We start from the raw sequence: 15715 nt of genomic DNA, 5'->3' as shown, positions 1-15715 counted from the left end.
TCGGCTCTTCTCAATCAGGAATGGCTGGACTATCTCACTGCTAACCGAATGAGGAGAGCGGTAATGTCCCTGCCTGCGCTGATGCGTTTTGTCGATATGCAGCACTTCGGTGCGCCTGACGTGATGACCATATCGAGCGGGCCGCTGCCCGTGACGGGCGAGGGGCAGATCCTCGTGCGCACGCAGGCGATCGGCGTCAACCGCCCGGATGTCGCGCAGCGCCAGGGCACCTATCCGCCACCGAAGGACGCAAGCCCGGTTCTCGGCCTCGAGATATCGGGCGAAGTGGTCGCGATCGGCCCCGGCGTCAGCGGTTACGCGGTGGGTGACAAGGTCTGCGGCCTGACCAATGGCGGCGCTTATGCCGAATATTGCGTGATCCCCTCAGGCCAGGCCTTGCCGTTCCCGAAAGGCTACGACGCCATCAAGGCGGCCGCCCTTCCGGAAAACTACTTCACCGTCTGGGCCAACATGTTCCAGATGGCGGGCCTCACCGAGGGTGAAAAGGTGCTCGTCCATGGCGGCACGAGCGGCATCGGCACCACGGCGATCCAGCTTGCCCGCGTCTTCGGCGCCGAGGTCTACGCCACGGCGGGCTCGCAGGAGAAATGCGATGCCTGCGTCAGGCTCGGCGCGAAGCGCGCGATCAACTACAAGACCGAGGATTTCGCCGAGGTGATCAAGGCCGAGACCGGCCAGGGCGTCGACATGATCCTCGATATGATCGGCGCCGCCTACTTCGAGAAGAACCTTGCCTCGCTGGCGAAGGACGGATGCCTCGCGATCATCGCCTTCCTCGGCGGCGCGGTCGCCGAAAAGGTCAACCTCTCGCCGATCATGGTCAAGCGGCTGACGGTGACTGGCTCCACGCTGCGCCCGCGCACGCCGGAGGAAAAGCGCGCCATCCGCGATGATCTCCTGTCGCAGGTCTGGCCGCTGCTCGACGAGGGCAAGCTTGCCCCCGTGATCCACAAGACCTTCGCCTTCGAGGACGTGATCGAAGCCCACAGGCTGATGGAAACCAGCAGCCATATCGGCAAGATCATGCTGCGCCTCTGAGGCTTGGCCCTGTGTTTTAGGCGGCCGCCTGCCGCGCCTCGGCCTGGTCGCCGGACGCCCGGATCGACAGCGACACGACGACCGTCAGGATACCCGGCAGCGCCATCAGCGCGAACAGCCAGTGGGCGGCCGAAACGCCGCCCTCGATCCCGCCCGGCGTGACGAGACCCGTGCTGTTGACGATCACTCCGGCAAGCGCTGCTCCGAATGCGCTGCCGAGCGATTGCACCGTGGTGATCGCCGCCGACGCCTTGTCCTGCTCCGCCTTCTCGACGATGCGCAGGATCCTGGTGATCAGATGCGCCCAGGCCATGCCGACGCCGAAGCCCATCAGGAACATGCCGGCGACGGCCGGCGAGAGAATGGCAAGGCTGCCGCCCTGATTGTCCCGCGCCAGAAACACCGCCAGCGATGCCGCCGCTATGGTTTCCAGCACGCAGCCGGCGACGATCGCCCGGCTTGCCCGCCGCCCGGAAAACGTTCCGCTCAGGAATGCCGCGAGCGTCCATCCGAGCGCGACCAGCGCCGTCAGATATCCTGATTCCAGCGGCGTGATGCGGTGCAGCGTCTGCAGGAAATAGGGAATGTAGATGTCGCTGGTCAGCACCAGCATCAGCGTGAAGATGATCAGATAGACACGCGCCAGCGGGTTGCCGAGCGTCACGGCGCCTGTCGGCAGCAGCCTGTTTTCGCTGCGCTTTTCGATCGCCAGCATGAGGCCCGCGGCGATGATCGATGCGCCGATCAGAAGTGCCTTGGTCCGCGTCGCCTCGACCGTGCCGGCAAGGCTGACCAGTATCACGGCGGCGATCAGCAGCGCGATCTGCGGCACCGGTGTCTTGCCGGCGGCGCGGTCGTCGGTGGCGGCGGGCAGAAGCAGCGGGCCGAGCAGCGCCATGATGGCACCGACGGGCACGATCAGCATGAAGGCATGCCGCCAGTCGCTTCCATCGGAAAACAGGCCGCCGAGGCTCGGACCGAGCAGCGTCGAGACGCCCCAGATCGCCGCGTAGAGCGTCGAGGCCTTGCGCCAGAGCGGTTCCGGATAGACGAAGCGGATGAAGGCATAGGAGAGGGCCGCGAGCGCGCCCGCGCCGAACCCCTGAACGGCGCGGCCGACAAGCACGACCGGCATGGATGGCGCCAGCCCGCAGATCAGGCTGCCGGCGGCGAACATCACGGCGCCCGCCACATAGACCGTGCGCAGGCCCGTGCCGCGCGGCCGCATGGCCACGAAGATCGAGCCCAGAACCGCCGCCGCCACATAAAGCGTCGTTACCCAGAACAACAGCGGCAGGCCGCCGATATCCCTGACGATCGACGGCGCGATCGTCGCCATGATGTAGGTCTCCACGGCATAGAGCGTCACCCCGCCACCCAGCATCAAAGTCGCCGGCAGGACCGGTCGGGCGAAGAGCTGGAAAACGGACGCGGTATCGGCGGGAGAGGCTTCGGTACTGGTCATGCGATGCGCCTTGGGTCGATGCGATTATTTTTACAAGTTATTGCTTGAAAAATTGCATGGCCGGGTTATTAAAGCAAGTGAAGACTTGGAAAAATAAAATGCGACAATCACCGGCCAACCGAATCCTGATGCTGCTCAAGACCGAGGGGCCGCAACGTCTATCGGCCATCGGCGAGGCGCTGTCCATCTCCGGCGAAGCCGCGCGCCAGCAATTGGCGAGGATGGCGGACGAGGGGCTGGTCGAGGCCGTTTCCGAGCCCGCGCCGGGCAGGGGCCGCCCGCGCCAGCTCTGGCACCTGACCGCGTCAGGCAACGCCCGCTTCCCCGATCGCCACGCCGAGCTGACCTCGGCACTTCTCGCGACCATGGTCACAAGCCTCGGCCCCCAGGCGCTCGACACCGTCATCGCCGCCCGCGAAGCCGAAACGCTGGCCCGCTACAGACGCGAGATCACCGCCGGGGATCTGCCCACCCGCGTCCGCCAGCTCGCCGGCGTCCGCACCGACGAAGGCTACATGGCCGATAGCTGGCAGGAAGAGGACGGCTCGCTGCTGCTGGTCGAAAACCACTGCCCGATCTGCGCCGCAGCCACCGCCTGCGCCGGCTTCTGCCGCTCCGAACTCGAAACCTTCCGAACCATCCTCGGCGCCGATGTCGAGCGCGAGGAACACATCCTTCACGGTGCGCGGCGTTGTGCGTATCGGATTGGTGGGGCCGTCCGCTAAAGCCCGATCCGCCCGATCGCCGGGATCTTCAGCCCGGGATTGGCGACATCGATGCCGGCGACCAGCCCCATGAAATGCACCTCGAAGCCGCTGCGCTGGCCGGCGGCGATGCCGATCAGGCCGTAGAGCGTCGCATGCATGTCGCGCCCGTCGGAATCGATCGCAAACATCCGCCCGCCGCTGAGGTAGTCGCGCCCGACCGCGTCAGGCGGTAACACCGTGTCGAGATCGGGCACCGTGCGCAGCACATGCGCGACGAAGCTGTTGGAATTCGGGCCCGGATAGATCCGGTAGTCGCCGACGCCGGCATAAGGATAGGACTGGATCGCCGCCTCTACGGCCGGAATGAGCCTTTGGGCCTCGCCGCCCGAGATTTCCTTCACGATTCGAGGTGTGTTGGAATACCAGTAGGCGTCGGCGACATAGTTGTTGCGGCGGATCGGCGAACCCCAGCCGACCTTGTCGTAGCGATTGTAGGTCGCGTCGCCCTCGGCCTTGGTGACGATCCACGAGTGGCTGGCAACCGCGCCCTTCAGCCCGCCGGTGCTGGCCGACATGATGTAGATCTTGGCGTCCCCGCTGGCGTCAGCCTTCGGCAGCACGCCCGATGTGCCCCATTCGGCCTCACGCCATGAGCTCGGATGGCTTTGCAGCGACCACCACCCGGCCGACGCCAGGGCCGGCAGCAGATAGACGACTAGGATGAGAAGAAGGAGCCGTTTGAGATGACGCATGAAACGCCGGGGACCTTTGCTGACGTGCGGTTGCGGCCAAGGATGTAACGAGCATGATGGCGCAATTACGCCGCTCTTTTTCACCATGACCCCGATTGCTTTATCGCGCCCATCATTTATGCGTGACAGCCTGTTCAGAACATCAGGATCGATCCATGGCCAATCCCGTCACCGTTGAAGTCACCCGCGGCGCGCGCGTCGAAAGCCGGCATCGCGGCGCCGTCATCGCGGTCGATGGCGATGGCAAGGTCGTCTTTTCGCTGGGCGATGTCGAGGCGGCTACGTTTCCGCGTTCGGCCTGCAAGGCGATGCAGGCGCTGCCGCTGGTCGAAAGCGGCGCCGCCGATGCTTATGGTTTCGGCGACAGGGAGCTGGCGCTCGCCTGCTCCTCGCACAATGGCGAGGACGAGCATGTCGCGGTCGCAGCCTCGATGCTGGCGCGCGCCGGCCGCGATGTCGAGACGCTCGAATGCGGCGGCCACTGGTCGTCGAGCCAGAAGGTGCTGATCCACCAGGCCCGCACGATGGAAAGCCCGACGGCGCTCCATAACAATTGCTCCGGCAAGCATTCCGGCTTCGTCTGCACCTGCGTCCACCAGGGCGTCGATCCCAAGGGCTATATCGGCTACGACCACCCGCTGCAGCGCGAGATCCGCGCCACCATGGAAAGCCTGACCGGCGCCGTGCTCGGTCATGACAATTGCGGCACCGACGGCTGCTCGATCCCGACCTATGCCGTGCCGCTCAAGGGGCTGGCGCACGGCTTCGCCAGGATGGCGACCGGCAACGGCCTTGAACCATTGCGCGCGAAAGCCTCGCGCCGGCTGTTCGATGCCTGCATGGCCGAGCCCTTCTATGTCGCCGGCACCGGCCGCTTCTGCACGAAGCTGATGCAGCTGGCGTCCGGCCGCATCTTCGCCAAGACGGGTGCCGAGGGCGTCTTCTGCGCCGCCATTCCCGATCAGGGCATCTCGATCGCCGTCAAATGCGACGACGGCCACGCGCGCGCCGCCGAAAGCATGGTTGCGGCAGCGCTTGCCCGCTTCTTCGACAAGGACAGCGCCATCGGCGTCGGTCTCACCGATCTAGCGACATCGAGCATGCACAACTGGAATGGTATTCACGTCGGCGACATTCGCGCGGCGGCGGTACTCTCCGATTAAAGCGTGCCGGAACGATACATTCCAAACATAAAAGATAGCCAAATCTAATATATGCGAAACTGAACCGGATGACGGCGCGTGCGCTTTCATCCGGTTAAGCTACTCTTGGCGCAGTACATCGATTGCCATGAGGGCAGGATATGTTTGCAGGCCGCTATCTCTGGTGGATGCTGATCGCTCTGGCGGTCTTCCTGTTCTTCGCCATGAGCTTCGATTACGTCACCTGGGCAACTGTCGCGACATCGAGCTGCGCGCGCGTCGCCGGCTCCTGCGGGCCGCTGATCCTCATGATGACCGGCACGATCAAGCCGGTCGGCTATTACATCGCCGGCAGCATCATCCTCGTCGTCACCTTCGCCCGCATTCACCACATCGGCCTGAGCTGGCTCTGGTGCCTCTTCGTGCTGGTCCTCTTCGTCGCCTCGGCGCCGTTCCCGCTGCTGCTCGCCAATGTCTGGACCGGCCAGATGAACTCGGAAATGGTCATGCAGAACCTGCCGGTGGCCTTCCCCTTCCTGGTGGTGTTCTGCACCTATATCGGCTGGTCCTTCGAGGATGGCGCGGGCAGGCCGCTCGGCCCCTGGCGCTGGCTGCGGGTCGCGATCCGGCTCTCGGCCCTGTATGGCGCGATGGCAGCGCTCGCGCAGACACCCTCTTTCGCCTGGATGCCCGGTCGGCTGCTCGGCATGCCCTGGCTCTCGGTCCTGCTGGCCACCTGGCAGCCGAAGTTCGAGACGGCCCTCACGCTCGGTGCATCGGATGACCGCATGGCCTATCTGGCTTTTGTTGTCTTCGCGCTCGCCCTGGCGGCAAGCCTGTTCGGCCTCCGCATCGAGGATCTGCGTGCCCGCCTGACGACACCTTTCATGCTGAAAGGGTCGCGCCATTGAGGCTCCGCGCATTGCGTCGCGGCCTCGCTTTCTCTCTCGCAATCCCACGCGCGCGCGCTATGCTTTCCTGAAAACAGGAGTCGTCATGCTGACATTGTATTTCGCGCCCGGCACATGTTCCCGCGCCAGCCTCATCGCGCTCGAGGAATCGGGCCTTTCCTTCGAGGCGAAGCGGATCGATACCGCCAGTGGCGAACAGCGCTCCGAGGCTTATCTGAAGATCAACTCCAAGGGCCGCGTTCCGGCGCTTGCGACGGAAAAGGGCGTGCTCACCGAAACGCCAGCGATCCTGGCCTATATCGCGGCGATCGCGCCCGCGGCCGCACTGGCGCCACTCGACGACCCCTTCGAATTCGCCCGCCTGCAGGCATTCAGCAGCTACATCTGCTCGACCGTGCATGTGAATCACGCCCATGGCCGGCGCGGCGCCCGCTGGGCCGATGACCCCGCGGCGCATGAGGCGATGAAGGCCAAGGTGCCGGAGACCATGGCCGAGAGCTTCGCGCTGATCGAAGACGGCATGTTTGCCGGTCCCTGGGTGATGGGCGAGCGTTACTCCGTCGCCGATCCCTATCTGTTCGTCATGACCGGCTGGCTGCCGAGCGACGATGTCGACCCGGCGCGCTTCCCGAGGGTTGCCGACCACTATGCCCGCATGCTCGAGCGCCCCGCCGTGCAGCGCGCGCTTGCCCGCGAAAAGGCCTGAGCCGCGCCAGCACTGGTCCTGCAAGCTCCTTATCTGATCAGACCGCTTCCTTGGTCCGTGCCGCCTGCATGGCGATATAGGCCGGGCGGGCCTGGCAGCGCTTGATCCAGGCATCGACCTTGGGATGCGCGTCGAACAGCGAGCGTTCCGACTGGGCATAGCGCAGCACTTCGGCGAGGTTGAGATCGGCGGCGGTGAAGCGGTTGCCGACGAGATAGTCGGTCGCGGCAAGGTGCGTCTCGAGCATCGCCAGCGGGCGCTTCAGCGAGCGGTTGGCCACCGTGATGGTCGCCCGGCCTTCCTCGGTGTCTTCCTTGCCGTTGTCGTAGGTCAGCACGAGCTTGATCGTGTGGATCTCGACCTCGGTCGCCGCCCACATCGTCCACATGGTCAGCAGCCCGTCTTCCTGCACGCTCTGGCCGGCGAGCGAGCCGCCATGCTTGCGGGCGAGATAGAGCGTGATCGCTAGCGATTCGTGCATCACGAGATCGCCGTCTTTGATGGCGGGGATCATGGCCATCGGATTGATGGCGGTAAAGTCGGACGACAGCGTGTTGAACGGCGCATCCGCTGCCAGCGGGTTGTCGAGGCGCCGCGCCTGCAGCACCGGCACGGAGGTGAATTCCAGCCCAAGCTCCTCCGCCATCCAGTAGACGCGCGAGGCGCGCGAGCGGTAAACGCCGTAGATTGTCAGCATGATGATGTGCCCTTCTGCAAATGCGCCGCGAGCCTAGAGGTTAGGGCGGTGAAGCGGAAGCTTCCATGGCTGATGGGTCAATCAAAGCTTTTGATGGCGTGGCCTATGAGACACGATTGCGCTCGACGGTGAGATGCGCGTATCCGCCAGCACCTTCAGCCAGTTCTCCCGACATCTTCTTGTCCCACGCGAGGCCGACGACCGCGCCCTCGGCCGTATCCTGAAACACGTTGTCGGTGATGACGGCGGTGCCTGCCCCATCGACAACCGAGACCGCGCAGCCGACCGGCGTCTTTCGCACCACATTGCCGGTTACTACGAGGTTGCGCATGTAGGGACCCCAGCCGAGCTGCATGCCCCATCTGGGCGCGCCCTCGATGATGTTGTTCGAAACCAGCGTATCGGCCTCGGCGGCGATGCCGATGCCGAAGCTGACATCCGGCTTGTAGGGGCCGTCGAGCTTGAGGTTGCGCACGACGTTGCCGGTGACGCTGGCGAGCCTGCCGCCCTTGTCGAAATTGGCGATCGAGATGCCGTTGGCCGCACCGTCGATCATGTTGTTGGCGACGACGGCCCCTTCGAACTCGAATTCGACATAGATGGCCGTCTCGCCCGAGCGCCGGCACTGGTTGCCCGCGATCTGCACGTCGGAGGCCGAGTTGGCGCGGATCGCGGTGAAGGCGCAGTCGGAGATATGGTTGTTGGCGACCATGACATTGTCGGCGCGAAACAGGTTGATGCCGTTGCCGTTCTGCCCGGTGCCGCCATCCGTGGCGCCGATCCGGTAGATCCGGTTGCCGCTGACGATGCTGTCGTCGGCCGCCTTCTTCCAGCGATGGATCAGGATGCCGCCATTGCCGCAGTCGAAGACCTCGTTTCCGGTCACCGAAAGGCCGGAGGATTCCACCGCGTAGAGCCCGGATTGCGCGGCCCCCGATATGCGGCTGCGCTCGATCCGTCCGCCGCAGCGCTCCAGCTGCAGCGCGTGCTTGCGGCTGCCCGAGATCTCGCAATTGTCGATCACCACCTCGTCGATGCCGGTGAACTGAACCAGAGCGGAGGTGTCGTCGCCAAGCCAGCGGTTCTGCCCGTCGATCACGATGTTGGAGAGCTCGATGCGCTTGACGTCTACGGCGGAAAACAGGCGTCCGTCGCCGGTATAGACGATCCGCGACGCGCCCGGGACGCCGGTGATACGGGTGTTCTCGGGCAAGGTCAGGTTCGACACTCTGTAGACGCCCGGCGGCAGGAATACCGGCACGTTCTCCGCCGACGCGTCGTCGATCATCTTCTGCAGGCTGCTGCTCCTGCGATCGCCGGGATCGGGTGCCGCCTTGTATTTCACCGCGTCGATCGAGCCGCGCAGATCGGGCTGCCGGCTTGCCGCGAAGACGGGCGGCGCCAGCATCGCGACGGTCGAGCAGGCGGCAAGGCGCAACAGGTTGCGGCGGGACGAGAGCGGCGTTTGTTTGTTCATGCTCTTCGCCATGCAGGAACCGTGCCGCGGCGATCGTATCGTTTTGGCACATCGAGGATCGCGGCCGTGGTGATTTGTTAAAGATCGACGATGCCTGTCATCCGTCTTGCCGCCATCTCGCTGCCGCCGCCGCTGGACCTCGCCGTCATCGCCAGTGGCGCGCGGACCGATGCGCGCGACCGATCCCGCCATCGCCTCTGGTTCTTCCGCCATTTGCCGCTATCTCTATGGCGATGAGATTTGACGCGCTGCTTTATCCCGCGCCCGAGGGGCTCTACTGCCCGCTGGGCCGATTTTATGTCGATCCGGTCAGGCCCGTTGAGCGCGCGCTGATCACTCATGGCCATTCCGACCACGCCCGCTCCGGCCACGGCCATGTACTCGCCACCCGCCAGACGCTCGATATCATGCGCATCCGCTATGGCGAGGATTTCTGCGGATCGGAACAGGCGGCAGCCTTCGGCGAGGAAATCGTCGTCAACGGCGTGACGGTGAGCTTCCATCCGGCCGGCCATGTGCTCGGCTCCGCCCAGATCGCCATCGAGAAGGACGCGACCCGCATCGTCGTCTCGGGCGATTACAAGCGCCGCCCCGACCCGACCTGCGCGCCCTATGAGCCGGTTGCCTGCGACGTCTTCATCACCGAGGCGACCTTCGGCCTGCCTGTGTTCCATCATCCGGACCCTGCCGGCGAAATGGCCAAGCTCTACGCCTCGCTGCGCCAGTTTCCCGAGCGCACCCACATGATCGGCGCCTACGCGCTCGGCAAGGCGCAGCGCGTCATCCGCCTGTTGCGCGACACCGGCTACGACGAACCCATCTATATCCACGGCGCCATGGAGCGGCTCTGCGACTATTACGTCAGCCAAGGCATCGACCTCGGCGAGTTGCGCCCGGCAACCGTCGAGGGACGCGACAAGTCTCTGTTCAAGGGCTCCGTCGTCGTCGGCCCGTCATCCGCCTTCGCCGACCGCTGGGCCCGCCGCTTCAACGACCCGCTCCCCGCCTTTGCTTCCGGCTGGATGATGGTGCGCCAGCGCGCCAAGCAGGGGGGCGTCGAACTACCGCTCGTGATTTCCGACCATTGCGACTGGCCGGAACTCACCGACACGATCTCCGAGCTTCATCCGGCGGAAGTCTGGGTGACGCATGGGCGCGAGGAGGCACTGGTGCGCTGGTGCGAATTGCAGGGCATCAAGGCCAGGCCGCTGCATCTGGTGGGGTATGAGGATGAGGCGGAGTGATGATGGTGTGCGATCACGAAAACCCCTCCCCAACCCCCTCCCCACAAGGGGGAGGGGCTTATGCGTGGCGCCGCTGGCGCAAATCGTGACATCTCGACTTGCGGAACGGTTACGGCTCTTCCCGAGAGGAATCCCCAGCTTAGTCCCTCCCCCCTTGTGGGGAGGGGTTGGGGAGGGACTTTGCCACAAGCGGGAAGCGCGCCATGAAAGCCTTCGCCGACCTCCTCGACCGCCTGGTCCTCACGCCATCCCGCAACGGCAAGCTCAAGCTGCTGGCGGATTACTTCCGCGACACGCCCGATCCCGATCGCGGCTATGGTCTCGCGGCCATCGCCGGCACGCTCGATGTCCGCAACGTCAAGCCCGCCATGCTGCGCGAACTGGCGCTGGAGCGCATCGACGAGGTGCTTTTCCGCTACTCCTACGACTACGTCGGCGATCTTGCCGAGACCATCTCGCTGGTCTGGGACAACGAGCGCGACATAGAGCGCTCGGCGCTGGCGCAGCCGAGGCTGGGCGAGGTGGTGGCCGAGATGAACACGCTCGGCCGCACCGAGGTGCGCGGCTATGTCCGCGACCTGCTCGATCGCCTCGACGCCTCCGGCCGCTTCGCCTTCATCAAGCTCGCGACCGGCGCGCTGCGTATCGGCGTCTCGGCCAGGCTCGCCAAGCAGGCGCTCGCCGATCTCGGTGAACCCGACGTGACCGAGATCGAGACGCTGTGGCATGGCCTGCAGCCGCCCTATGAGAGCCTGTTTGCCTGGCTGGAGGGCAAGGGTGGCAAGCCGGTGCTTGCGACGCCGGCGATCTTCCATTCGGTGATGCTGGCGAACCCGGTGGAGGAGGGCGATCTCGCTCAGCTCGACCCTTCGGACTATGCCGCCGAGTGGAAATGGGACGGCATCCGCGTGCAGCTGTCGCGCGCCGGCGAAACCCGCAAGATCTACTCCCGCTCCGGAGACGACATCTCCGCGGCATTCCCCGATATCGCCCAATCCATCAGCTTCGACGGCGTCATCGACGGCGAGCTTCTCGTCGGCGGCACCGCCCGGTCGAACAGCCCGACCCGCACCTTCTCCGACCTGCAGCAGCGCCTCAACCGCAAGACCGTGACGCAGAAGATGCAGGACGATTACCCTGCCTTCATAAGAGCTTACGATCTCCTCTTCGACGGCGAGGAGGATGTCCGCGCCAAAACCTATCTCGAACGCCGCGCGCGCCTGGCCGAGATCGTCGAGCAAGCCCCGCACGAGCGCTTCGACCTTTCCGCGCTGGTTCAATTCTCCTCGTGGGAAGAACTCGACGACCTGCGCTCGACCCCGCCCGATCCCGTCATCGAGGGCGTCATGATCAAGCGCCGCGACAGCGTCTACCAGGCCGGGCGGCTGAAGGGGCCGTGGTTCAAGTGGAAGCGCAACCCCTATAATGTCGACGCCGTTCTCATGTACGCGCAGCGCGGCCACGGCAAGCGCTCGAGCTACTATTCCGATTTCACCTTCGGCGTCTGGGCGGAAACGCCCGATGGCGAGCAGCTGGTGCCCGTCGGCAAGGCCTACTTCGGCTTCACCGACGCCGAGCTTGAAATCCTCGACAAGTTCGTGCGCAACAACACCACCGAACGCTTCGGCCCGGTGCGCGCCGTGCGCGCCGACAAGGATTTCGGCTTCGTGGTGGAAGTCGCCTTCGAAGGCATCAACCGCTCCAACCGCCACAAGTCAGGCGTCGCCATGCGCTTCCCGCGCATCTCACGCCTGAGACAGGACAAGCCGACGGCGGAAGCAGACAGGTTGAGTACACTGGTGGCGATGATTGATGCGAAGGCGGGGTAGGGCTCTGTTGAGCCGAGCTATATCGTTAGATAATATTCGGCATGATGATGGGCGCGGTATGTTGATGGAGAAAGACCGTGAGCACTGACTGGACGGCGCTGCGCGCGGAGCTTCCCGAAGACGTTCGTGAACGGCTTGATGAAAAGCGCCGCGAACGACGCCTGGGCAAGGCGGTTACAGATGGGCGCAAAGCGCCGGGCGCCGCCGATTGCTGAAGGCGTCGCGGTGCGTCGGGTATTGTGATGGGACGCGTCAGATTTCAAATGCCGCCTAGCGGCCTGCTCCTGCGTTGACGAGTTCGGGCGTGACGGAGAGCTCGATTCTCTCGGAGATCGAACCATATGGCTCGCACCGCGTGATCGCGTCGGCGATCATGGGCGCCGCGACTTGTTCCCAGGGTGACGGCATTTGTCGAAAGTTGATGGAAACCGCATCCGCCGAGCCATTCTTCAACACTACCACCGCATTCACGCTGTAGGCCTCTGGCGCGTCTGCCGGGATCTTCAGGCATTTCATCATCTGCCGGGAGACGAGGTCGACGGTATCTTGCGACGAGGCGAAAGCGCCAGTCGTGCCAAGTGCGAGAAGAACGGCGGTGAGTGACGTCAGTTTGGCAAAGATCATGGATACGCTCCTGTGGTGCTATCTACCCTAGGATGCGCCCCGTGAATTATTCTCAAAAGAATTGGTGCGCTTTCTCAGCTTTTCCGCAATCGCCGGCCCTAGCCAACCGCCAATCCCGCCCATCTCGCATTTTCCTGATGCAAAATACATCCGACTGTGCATCCTCAAGACAATGTGTCTTGGCGTCGGCGCGCCAAGGGTGCAAGCATTTGAATTGCCGGGGAAGACGGAAGAACGAGATGACAGACGACGACCATTCCTTTTCGCGCCAGCGCCGGCTGCTTCTGAAGGGGCTCGCCGGCGCCCTTGCTCTTCCGGCCCTTCCGGGCGTCGCCAGCGCCTTCGACGTCCCCGCCGAGCCGCGCCTGATCACCCGCGATTACGCCAAGGTGCGCAAGCGTTTCCGCACCCGGCTGCTCGAGAAGGGCCCGGCGCCCGACACGTATGAGCCGCTCGACGCGCCCGCTAACGCCGACAAGATCTTCTATCGCTCCGGCTATGGCGGCGAGCTGGAGCTGGCGGCATGGGTTTCGAAGTACAAGCGCGAGCGCAAGTCCAAGCCCGGCATTCTCTTCCTGCATGGCGGCAACGCGATGGGGGTCGGCCACTGGAACCTGATGGGACCCTATATCGACGCCGGCTTCGTGGTGCTGATGCCGTCGCTGCGCGGCGAAAACGGCCAGGCGGGCAATTTCTCCGGCTTCTACGACGAGGTGGACGATGTGCTCTCGGCGGCCGACCGCCTGGCGCATCTGCCGGGTGTCGACGCCGACAGGCTTTTCATCGCCGGCCACAGCATCGGCGGCACGCTCACCATGCTGACCTCGATGTCGACCCACAAGTTCCGCGCGGCGGCCCCGATCTCGGGCAATCCCGACGCATTCCGCTTCTTCAACCGCTATCCGCAGGATATCCGCTTCGACGACGACAACACCCGCGAGTTCGAGGTGCGCACGGCGCTGTGCTACGCCCAGAGCTTCAAGTGCCCGGTGCGTGTCGTCCACGGCACCGACGAATCGCATTTCAACGACCGCGCCGGCCTGCTCGCCAGCCGCGCGCGCGCCGCCGGACTTCGCATCGAGACGGATACGGTCAAGGGCGGACACACGTCGGCGCTCCCCGAGGAAATCGAGCAGAGCATCCGCTTCTTCCGCGGCGTGGCGGCTTAACGGTCGATCGCTCCGGGGCGGTGGCCGGCCGTCGTCGCCAGCTTCGCGCCAGCCGCGCATGCCATCCTCGCGACAGCTGTAAATGTCGCTGTTATCGATGAGGGTGGTTTCATGAATGGTCTAAGCCGGTTGTCGGCCATGTCGGGGCTCGTGTTGGCGGCCCTGTCGCTTTCCGGCTGCAACATTCTCATTCCCGATACCGGCGCGACCGATCCGGCCCGTTTCGTCCAGGAAACCTATCCCGTCTTCTACAAGCCGCCGGGCATCGATCCCGATCGTGTCCGCCCGGTCAACGCGCCGATCCCGCAGCGGCCCGGCGTTCCGGCGACGATCTACAACCAGACCTATGGCATCCCTGGCGCGACCCAGATGCGGACCTACGGCATGCCGGTGGTCAATCCCGTCAGTGCCGCGATGTACGGGGAGGTCAGGGACAATGATTTCACCCTGCCGGCCATCCCGATCAGCCGCGTCGATCCCGAATATATGCGCCAGGAGGTCAATTACCCCTCCAGCGAAAAGCCCGGCACCATCATCGTCGACACCAGGACCAAGCATCTCTACCTGATCCAGGCGGGCGGCAAGGCCATTCGCTATGGCGTCGGGCTCGGACGCGATGGCTATGCCTGGTCCGGCCGCGGCGTCATCCAGTGGAAGCAGAAGTGGCCGCGCTGGACGCCGCCCGACGACATGGTCAAGCGCCAGCCCGAAGTCCGCGCCTTCTCGGCCGCCAATGGAGGCATGAATCCAGGTCTTGGAAATCCGCTCGGCGCGCGGGCTCTCTACATCTTCAAGAATGGCGAGGATACGCTCTACCGCGTCCACGGAACGCCCGACTGGCAGTCGATCGGCAAGGCCGTGTCGTCGGGCTGCGTGCGCATGATGAACCAGGATGTGATGGACCTTTACGAGCGCGTTCCGGCCAAGGCGGAGATCGTGGTGATGTAGCCGCGCAACAGGCGGCATGAGAACGTCGCCTCGAGCAGCCACACGTCTTCGTGAGGTTCTGGTTTATTCGGCATAACGAGATAGGTTCCTCAACTGTAACCAGCGTTGAAGCCCCCCAGGAGACGGCGTTCGTCGTCTCCGCGCTAAAGGAAAACAGACCCGCGTTATGAGCTTTGAAAAAACAATATCCCGCCGCACATTTCTATCGCTTTCAGCGGTAACCGCGGCATCGACGCTGGCAGGATGTGCCTCCACGTCGGGCACCAGCCCGATGGCGGGTCAGCCAGTGTCGTTCCCGAACCCCATCCGTGCTTTCCAGACCACGCCGGCGCCGACGGATGCCGAGCTCGCCGTCATGTACGGCCCGGTCGAGGACGGCGGTTTCCTGATCCCGGCGGTCCCGTACCAGCAGATCGATCCGCGCTTCTATCGCCAGCAGGTCATCGACCCCACCGGCGAGCGTCCCGGCACGATCGTCGTCGATACGCCCTCGCGCCTGCTCTATCTGGTGCAGCCGGGTGGTACCGCGATGCGCTACGGCGTCGGCATCGGCCGCGAAGGTTTCGCGTGGCAGGGCACCGGCGTCATCCAGTGGCGTCAGAAGTGGCCGCGCTGGAAGCCACCGAATGAGATGGTCGCCCGCCAGCCGGAACTCGTCAAGTATTCGATCGAGAACGGCGGCATGGAGGGCGGGCTGAAGAACCCGCTCGGCGCCCGCGCGCTCTACATCTTCTCGGGCGGCGAGGACACGCTGTACCGCCTGCACGGCAATCCGGACTGGCGCTCGATCGGCAAGGCCGTATCGTCGGGCTGCGTCCGCCTGCTGAACCAGGATGTCATCGACCTCTACGATCGCGTGCCGAACAAGGCGCCGGTCGTCGTCAAGCAGTAGGATTGAAATCCTCGTCTCTCCCCGTCGCGGGGAGGGACGTTCCGCGCCCAGGGCGCAAGCCCGTCGTATTCGGGCGCCATCCCTCTATATCCC

Annotated in this window: 17 protein-coding genes; 12 read left to right on the top strand and 5 right to left on the bottom strand. The window is 64.6% G+C overall.

Annotation, left to right across the window (positions count from 1 at the left end; translation table 11 throughout):
• The first annotated feature begins 63 nt into the window (after window positions 1-63).
• Window positions 64-1059 (top strand): NAD(P)H-quinone oxidoreductase, encoded by a 996-nt coding sequence (locus P3R82_RS20200; protein WP_283195065.1) that lies wholly within the window; start codon window positions 64-66, stop codon window positions 1057-1059.
• A gap of 16 nt (window positions 1060-1075) precedes the next feature.
• Here the strand turns inward: P3R82_RS20200 and P3R82_RS20195 are convergent, their stop codons facing one another.
• On the bottom strand, window positions 1076-2524 hold the full coding sequence (locus tag P3R82_RS20195; protein WP_283195064.1) for an MFS transporter: 1449 nt from the start codon (window positions 2522-2524) through the stop codon (window positions 1076-1078).
• A 98-nt stretch (window positions 2525-2622) separates the two neighbouring features.
• On the opposite strand from P3R82_RS20195, the gene P3R82_RS20190 reads away from it, so the two are divergent.
• The gene (locus P3R82_RS20190) at window positions 2623-3249 is read left to right on the top strand and encodes a metalloregulator ArsR/SmtB family transcription factor (protein ID WP_283195063.1); all 627 of its coding nucleotides are present in this window, start codon (window positions 2623-2625) and stop codon (window positions 3247-3249) included.
• Here P3R82_RS20190 and P3R82_RS20185 read toward each other — a convergent pair.
• A complete protein-coding gene (locus tag P3R82_RS20185; RefSeq protein WP_283195062.1) occupies window positions 3246-3983 on the bottom strand; it encodes a DUF3750 domain-containing protein in 738 nt (245 codons plus the stop codon). The two genes, P3R82_RS20190 and P3R82_RS20185, sit on opposite strands and share 4 nt — an antisense overlap.
• Before the next feature lie 155 nt (window positions 3984-4138).
• Between P3R82_RS20185 and P3R82_RS20180 the strand changes: the two genes are divergently transcribed.
• The 3 genes from P3R82_RS20180 (at window position 4139) to P3R82_RS20170 (ending at window position 6742) form a co-directional block, all read left to right on the top strand.
• Window positions 4139-5146 (top strand): asparaginase, encoded by a 1008-nt coding sequence (locus P3R82_RS20180; RefSeq protein ID WP_283195061.1) that lies wholly within the window; start codon window positions 4139-4141, stop codon window positions 5144-5146.
• 140 nt (window positions 5147-5286) lie between these two features.
• Window positions 5287-6036 (top strand): hypothetical protein, encoded by a 750-nt coding sequence (locus P3R82_RS20175; protein WP_283195060.1) that lies wholly within the window; start codon window positions 5287-5289, stop codon window positions 6034-6036.
• A gap of 85 nt (window positions 6037-6121) precedes the next feature.
• The gene (locus P3R82_RS20170; protein ID WP_283195059.1) at window positions 6122-6742 is read left to right on the top strand and encodes a glutathione S-transferase; all 621 of its coding nucleotides are present in this window, start codon (window positions 6122-6124) and stop codon (window positions 6740-6742) included.
• Window positions 6743-6779: 37 nt separating this feature from the next.
• Here the strand turns inward: P3R82_RS20170 and P3R82_RS20165 are convergent, their stop codons facing one another.
• Both P3R82_RS20165 and P3R82_RS20160 read right to left on the bottom strand, forming a co-directional pair.
• Window positions 6780-7439 (bottom strand): glutathione S-transferase family protein, encoded by a 660-nt coding sequence (locus P3R82_RS20165; RefSeq protein WP_283195058.1) that lies wholly within the window; start codon window positions 7437-7439, stop codon window positions 6780-6782.
• 103 nt (window positions 7440-7542) lie between these two features.
• Window positions 7543-8916, bottom strand: coding sequence for a TIGR03808 family TAT-translocated repetitive protein (locus P3R82_RS20160; RefSeq protein WP_283195057.1), 1374 nt, complete (start codon window positions 8914-8916; stop codon window positions 7543-7545).
• Between the two features lie 90 nt (window positions 8917-9006).
• Here P3R82_RS20160 and P3R82_RS20155 point away from each other — a divergent pair, with 90 nt between their 5' ends.
• From P3R82_RS20155 to P3R82_RS20140, 4 genes are all read left to right on the top strand, one after another.
• Entirely contained in the window at window positions 9007-9153 is a 147-nt protein-coding gene (locus P3R82_RS20155) for a hypothetical protein (RefSeq protein ID WP_283195056.1), read from the top strand.
• Window positions 9150-10160 carry a ligase-associated DNA damage response exonuclease gene (locus tag P3R82_RS20150; protein ID WP_283196386.1) on the top strand — a complete coding sequence of 337 codons (1011 nt, stop codon included), beginning with the start codon at window positions 9150-9152 and terminating at the stop codon, window positions 10158-10160. The genes P3R82_RS20155 and P3R82_RS20150 overlap by 4 nt, the downstream gene beginning before the upstream one ends.
• 203 nt (window positions 10161-10363) lie before the next feature.
• Window positions 10364-11989 carry a cisplatin damage response ATP-dependent DNA ligase gene (locus P3R82_RS20145; RefSeq protein WP_283195055.1) on the top strand — a complete coding sequence of 542 codons (1626 nt, stop codon included), beginning with the start codon at window positions 10364-10366 and terminating at the stop codon, window positions 11987-11989.
• Between the two features lie 77 nt (window positions 11990-12066).
• Window positions 12067-12204 carry a hypothetical protein gene (locus tag P3R82_RS20140; protein ID WP_283195054.1) on the top strand — a complete coding sequence of 46 codons (138 nt, stop codon included), beginning with the start codon at window positions 12067-12069 and terminating at the stop codon, window positions 12202-12204.
• Window positions 12205-12259: 55 nt separating this feature from the next.
• Here P3R82_RS20140 and P3R82_RS20135 read toward each other — a convergent pair whose 3' ends face one another.
• Window positions 12260-12613, bottom strand: coding sequence for a hypothetical protein (locus P3R82_RS20135; protein WP_283195053.1), 354 nt, complete (start codon window positions 12611-12613; stop codon window positions 12260-12262).
• Window positions 12614-12852: 239 nt separating this feature from the next.
• On the opposite strand from P3R82_RS20135, the gene P3R82_RS20130 reads away from it, so the two are divergent.
• The 3 genes from P3R82_RS20130 (at window position 12853) to P3R82_RS20120 (ending at window position 15622) form a co-directional block, all read left to right on the top strand.
• The gene (locus P3R82_RS20130; protein WP_183901066.1) at window positions 12853-13782 is read left to right on the top strand and encodes an alpha/beta fold hydrolase; all 930 of its coding nucleotides are present in this window, start codon (window positions 12853-12855) and stop codon (window positions 13780-13782) included.
• Between the two features lie 111 nt (window positions 13783-13893).
• A complete protein-coding gene (locus tag P3R82_RS20125) occupies window positions 13894-14730 on the top strand; it encodes a L,D-transpeptidase (RefSeq protein WP_283195052.1) in 837 nt (278 codons plus the stop codon).
• Window positions 14731-14896: 166 nt separating this feature from the next.
• Window positions 14897-15622, top strand: coding sequence for a L,D-transpeptidase (locus P3R82_RS20120; RefSeq protein WP_283195051.1), 726 nt, complete (start codon window positions 14897-14899; stop codon window positions 15620-15622).
• The last annotated feature ends 93 nt before the right edge of the window (window positions 15623-15715 follow it).

The sequence above is a fragment of the Rhizobium sp. AN80A genome, assembly GCF_030053015.1.
GTDB classification, from domain to species: domain Bacteria; phylum Pseudomonadota; class Alphaproteobacteria; order Rhizobiales; family Rhizobiaceae; genus Rhizobium; species Rhizobium metallidurans.
The sequence above is the reverse complement of the archived record's forward strand: the minus strand, read 5'-3'. Positions and strand labels throughout refer to the sequence as shown.

What these genes read in the sequence shown, in the direction of transcription:
- P3R82_RS20200 (WP_283195065.1), top strand. Translation starts at nt 64, where the DNA reads ATGTCCCTGCCTGCGCTGATGCGTTTTGTCGATATGCAGCACTTCGGT.
- P3R82_RS20195 (WP_283195064.1), bottom strand. Translation starts at nt 2,524, where the DNA reads ATGACCAGTACCGAAGCCTCTCCCGCCGATACCGCGTCCGTTTTCCAG.
- P3R82_RS20190 (WP_283195063.1), top strand. Translation starts at nt 2,623, where the DNA reads ATGCGACAATCACCGGCCAACCGAATCCTGATGCTGCTCAAGACCGAG.
- P3R82_RS20185 (WP_283195062.1), bottom strand. Translation starts at nt 3,983, where the DNA reads ATGCGTCATCTCAAACGGCTCCTTCTTCTCATCCTAGTCGTCTATCTG.
- P3R82_RS20180 (WP_283195061.1), top strand. Translation starts at nt 4,139, where the DNA reads ATGGCCAATCCCGTCACCGTTGAAGTCACCCGCGGCGCGCGCGTCGAA.
- P3R82_RS20175 (WP_283195060.1), top strand. Translation starts at nt 5,287, where the DNA reads ATGTTTGCAGGCCGCTATCTCTGGTGGATGCTGATCGCTCTGGCGGTC.
- P3R82_RS20170 (WP_283195059.1), top strand. Translation starts at nt 6,122, where the DNA reads ATGCTGACATTGTATTTCGCGCCCGGCACATGTTCCCGCGCCAGCCTC.
- P3R82_RS20165 (WP_283195058.1), bottom strand. Translation starts at nt 7,439, where the DNA reads ATGCTGACAATCTACGGCGTTTACCGCTCGCGCGCCTCGCGCGTCTAC.
- P3R82_RS20160 (WP_283195057.1), bottom strand. Translation starts at nt 8,916, where the DNA reads ATGAACAAACAAACGCCGCTCTCGTCCCGCCGCAACCTGTTGCGCCTT.
- P3R82_RS20155 (WP_283195056.1), top strand. Translation starts at nt 9,007, where the DNA reads ATGCCTGTCATCCGTCTTGCCGCCATCTCGCTGCCGCCGCCGCTGGAC.
- P3R82_RS20150 (WP_283196386.1), top strand. Translation starts at nt 9,150, where the DNA reads ATGAGATTTGACGCGCTGCTTTATCCCGCGCCCGAGGGGCTCTACTGC.
- P3R82_RS20145 (WP_283195055.1), top strand. Translation starts at nt 10,364, where the DNA reads ATGAAAGCCTTCGCCGACCTCCTCGACCGCCTGGTCCTCACGCCATCC.
- P3R82_RS20135 (WP_283195053.1), bottom strand. Translation starts at nt 12,613, where the DNA reads ATGATCTTTGCCAAACTGACGTCACTCACCGCCGTTCTTCTCGCACTT.
- P3R82_RS20130 (WP_183901066.1), top strand. Translation starts at nt 12,853, where the DNA reads ATGACAGACGACGACCATTCCTTTTCGCGCCAGCGCCGGCTGCTTCTG.
- P3R82_RS20125 (WP_283195052.1), top strand. Translation starts at nt 13,894, where the DNA reads ATGAATGGTCTAAGCCGGTTGTCGGCCATGTCGGGGCTCGTGTTGGCG.
- P3R82_RS20120 (WP_283195051.1), top strand. Translation starts at nt 14,897, where the DNA reads ATGAGCTTTGAAAAAACAATATCCCGCCGCACATTTCTATCGCTTTCA.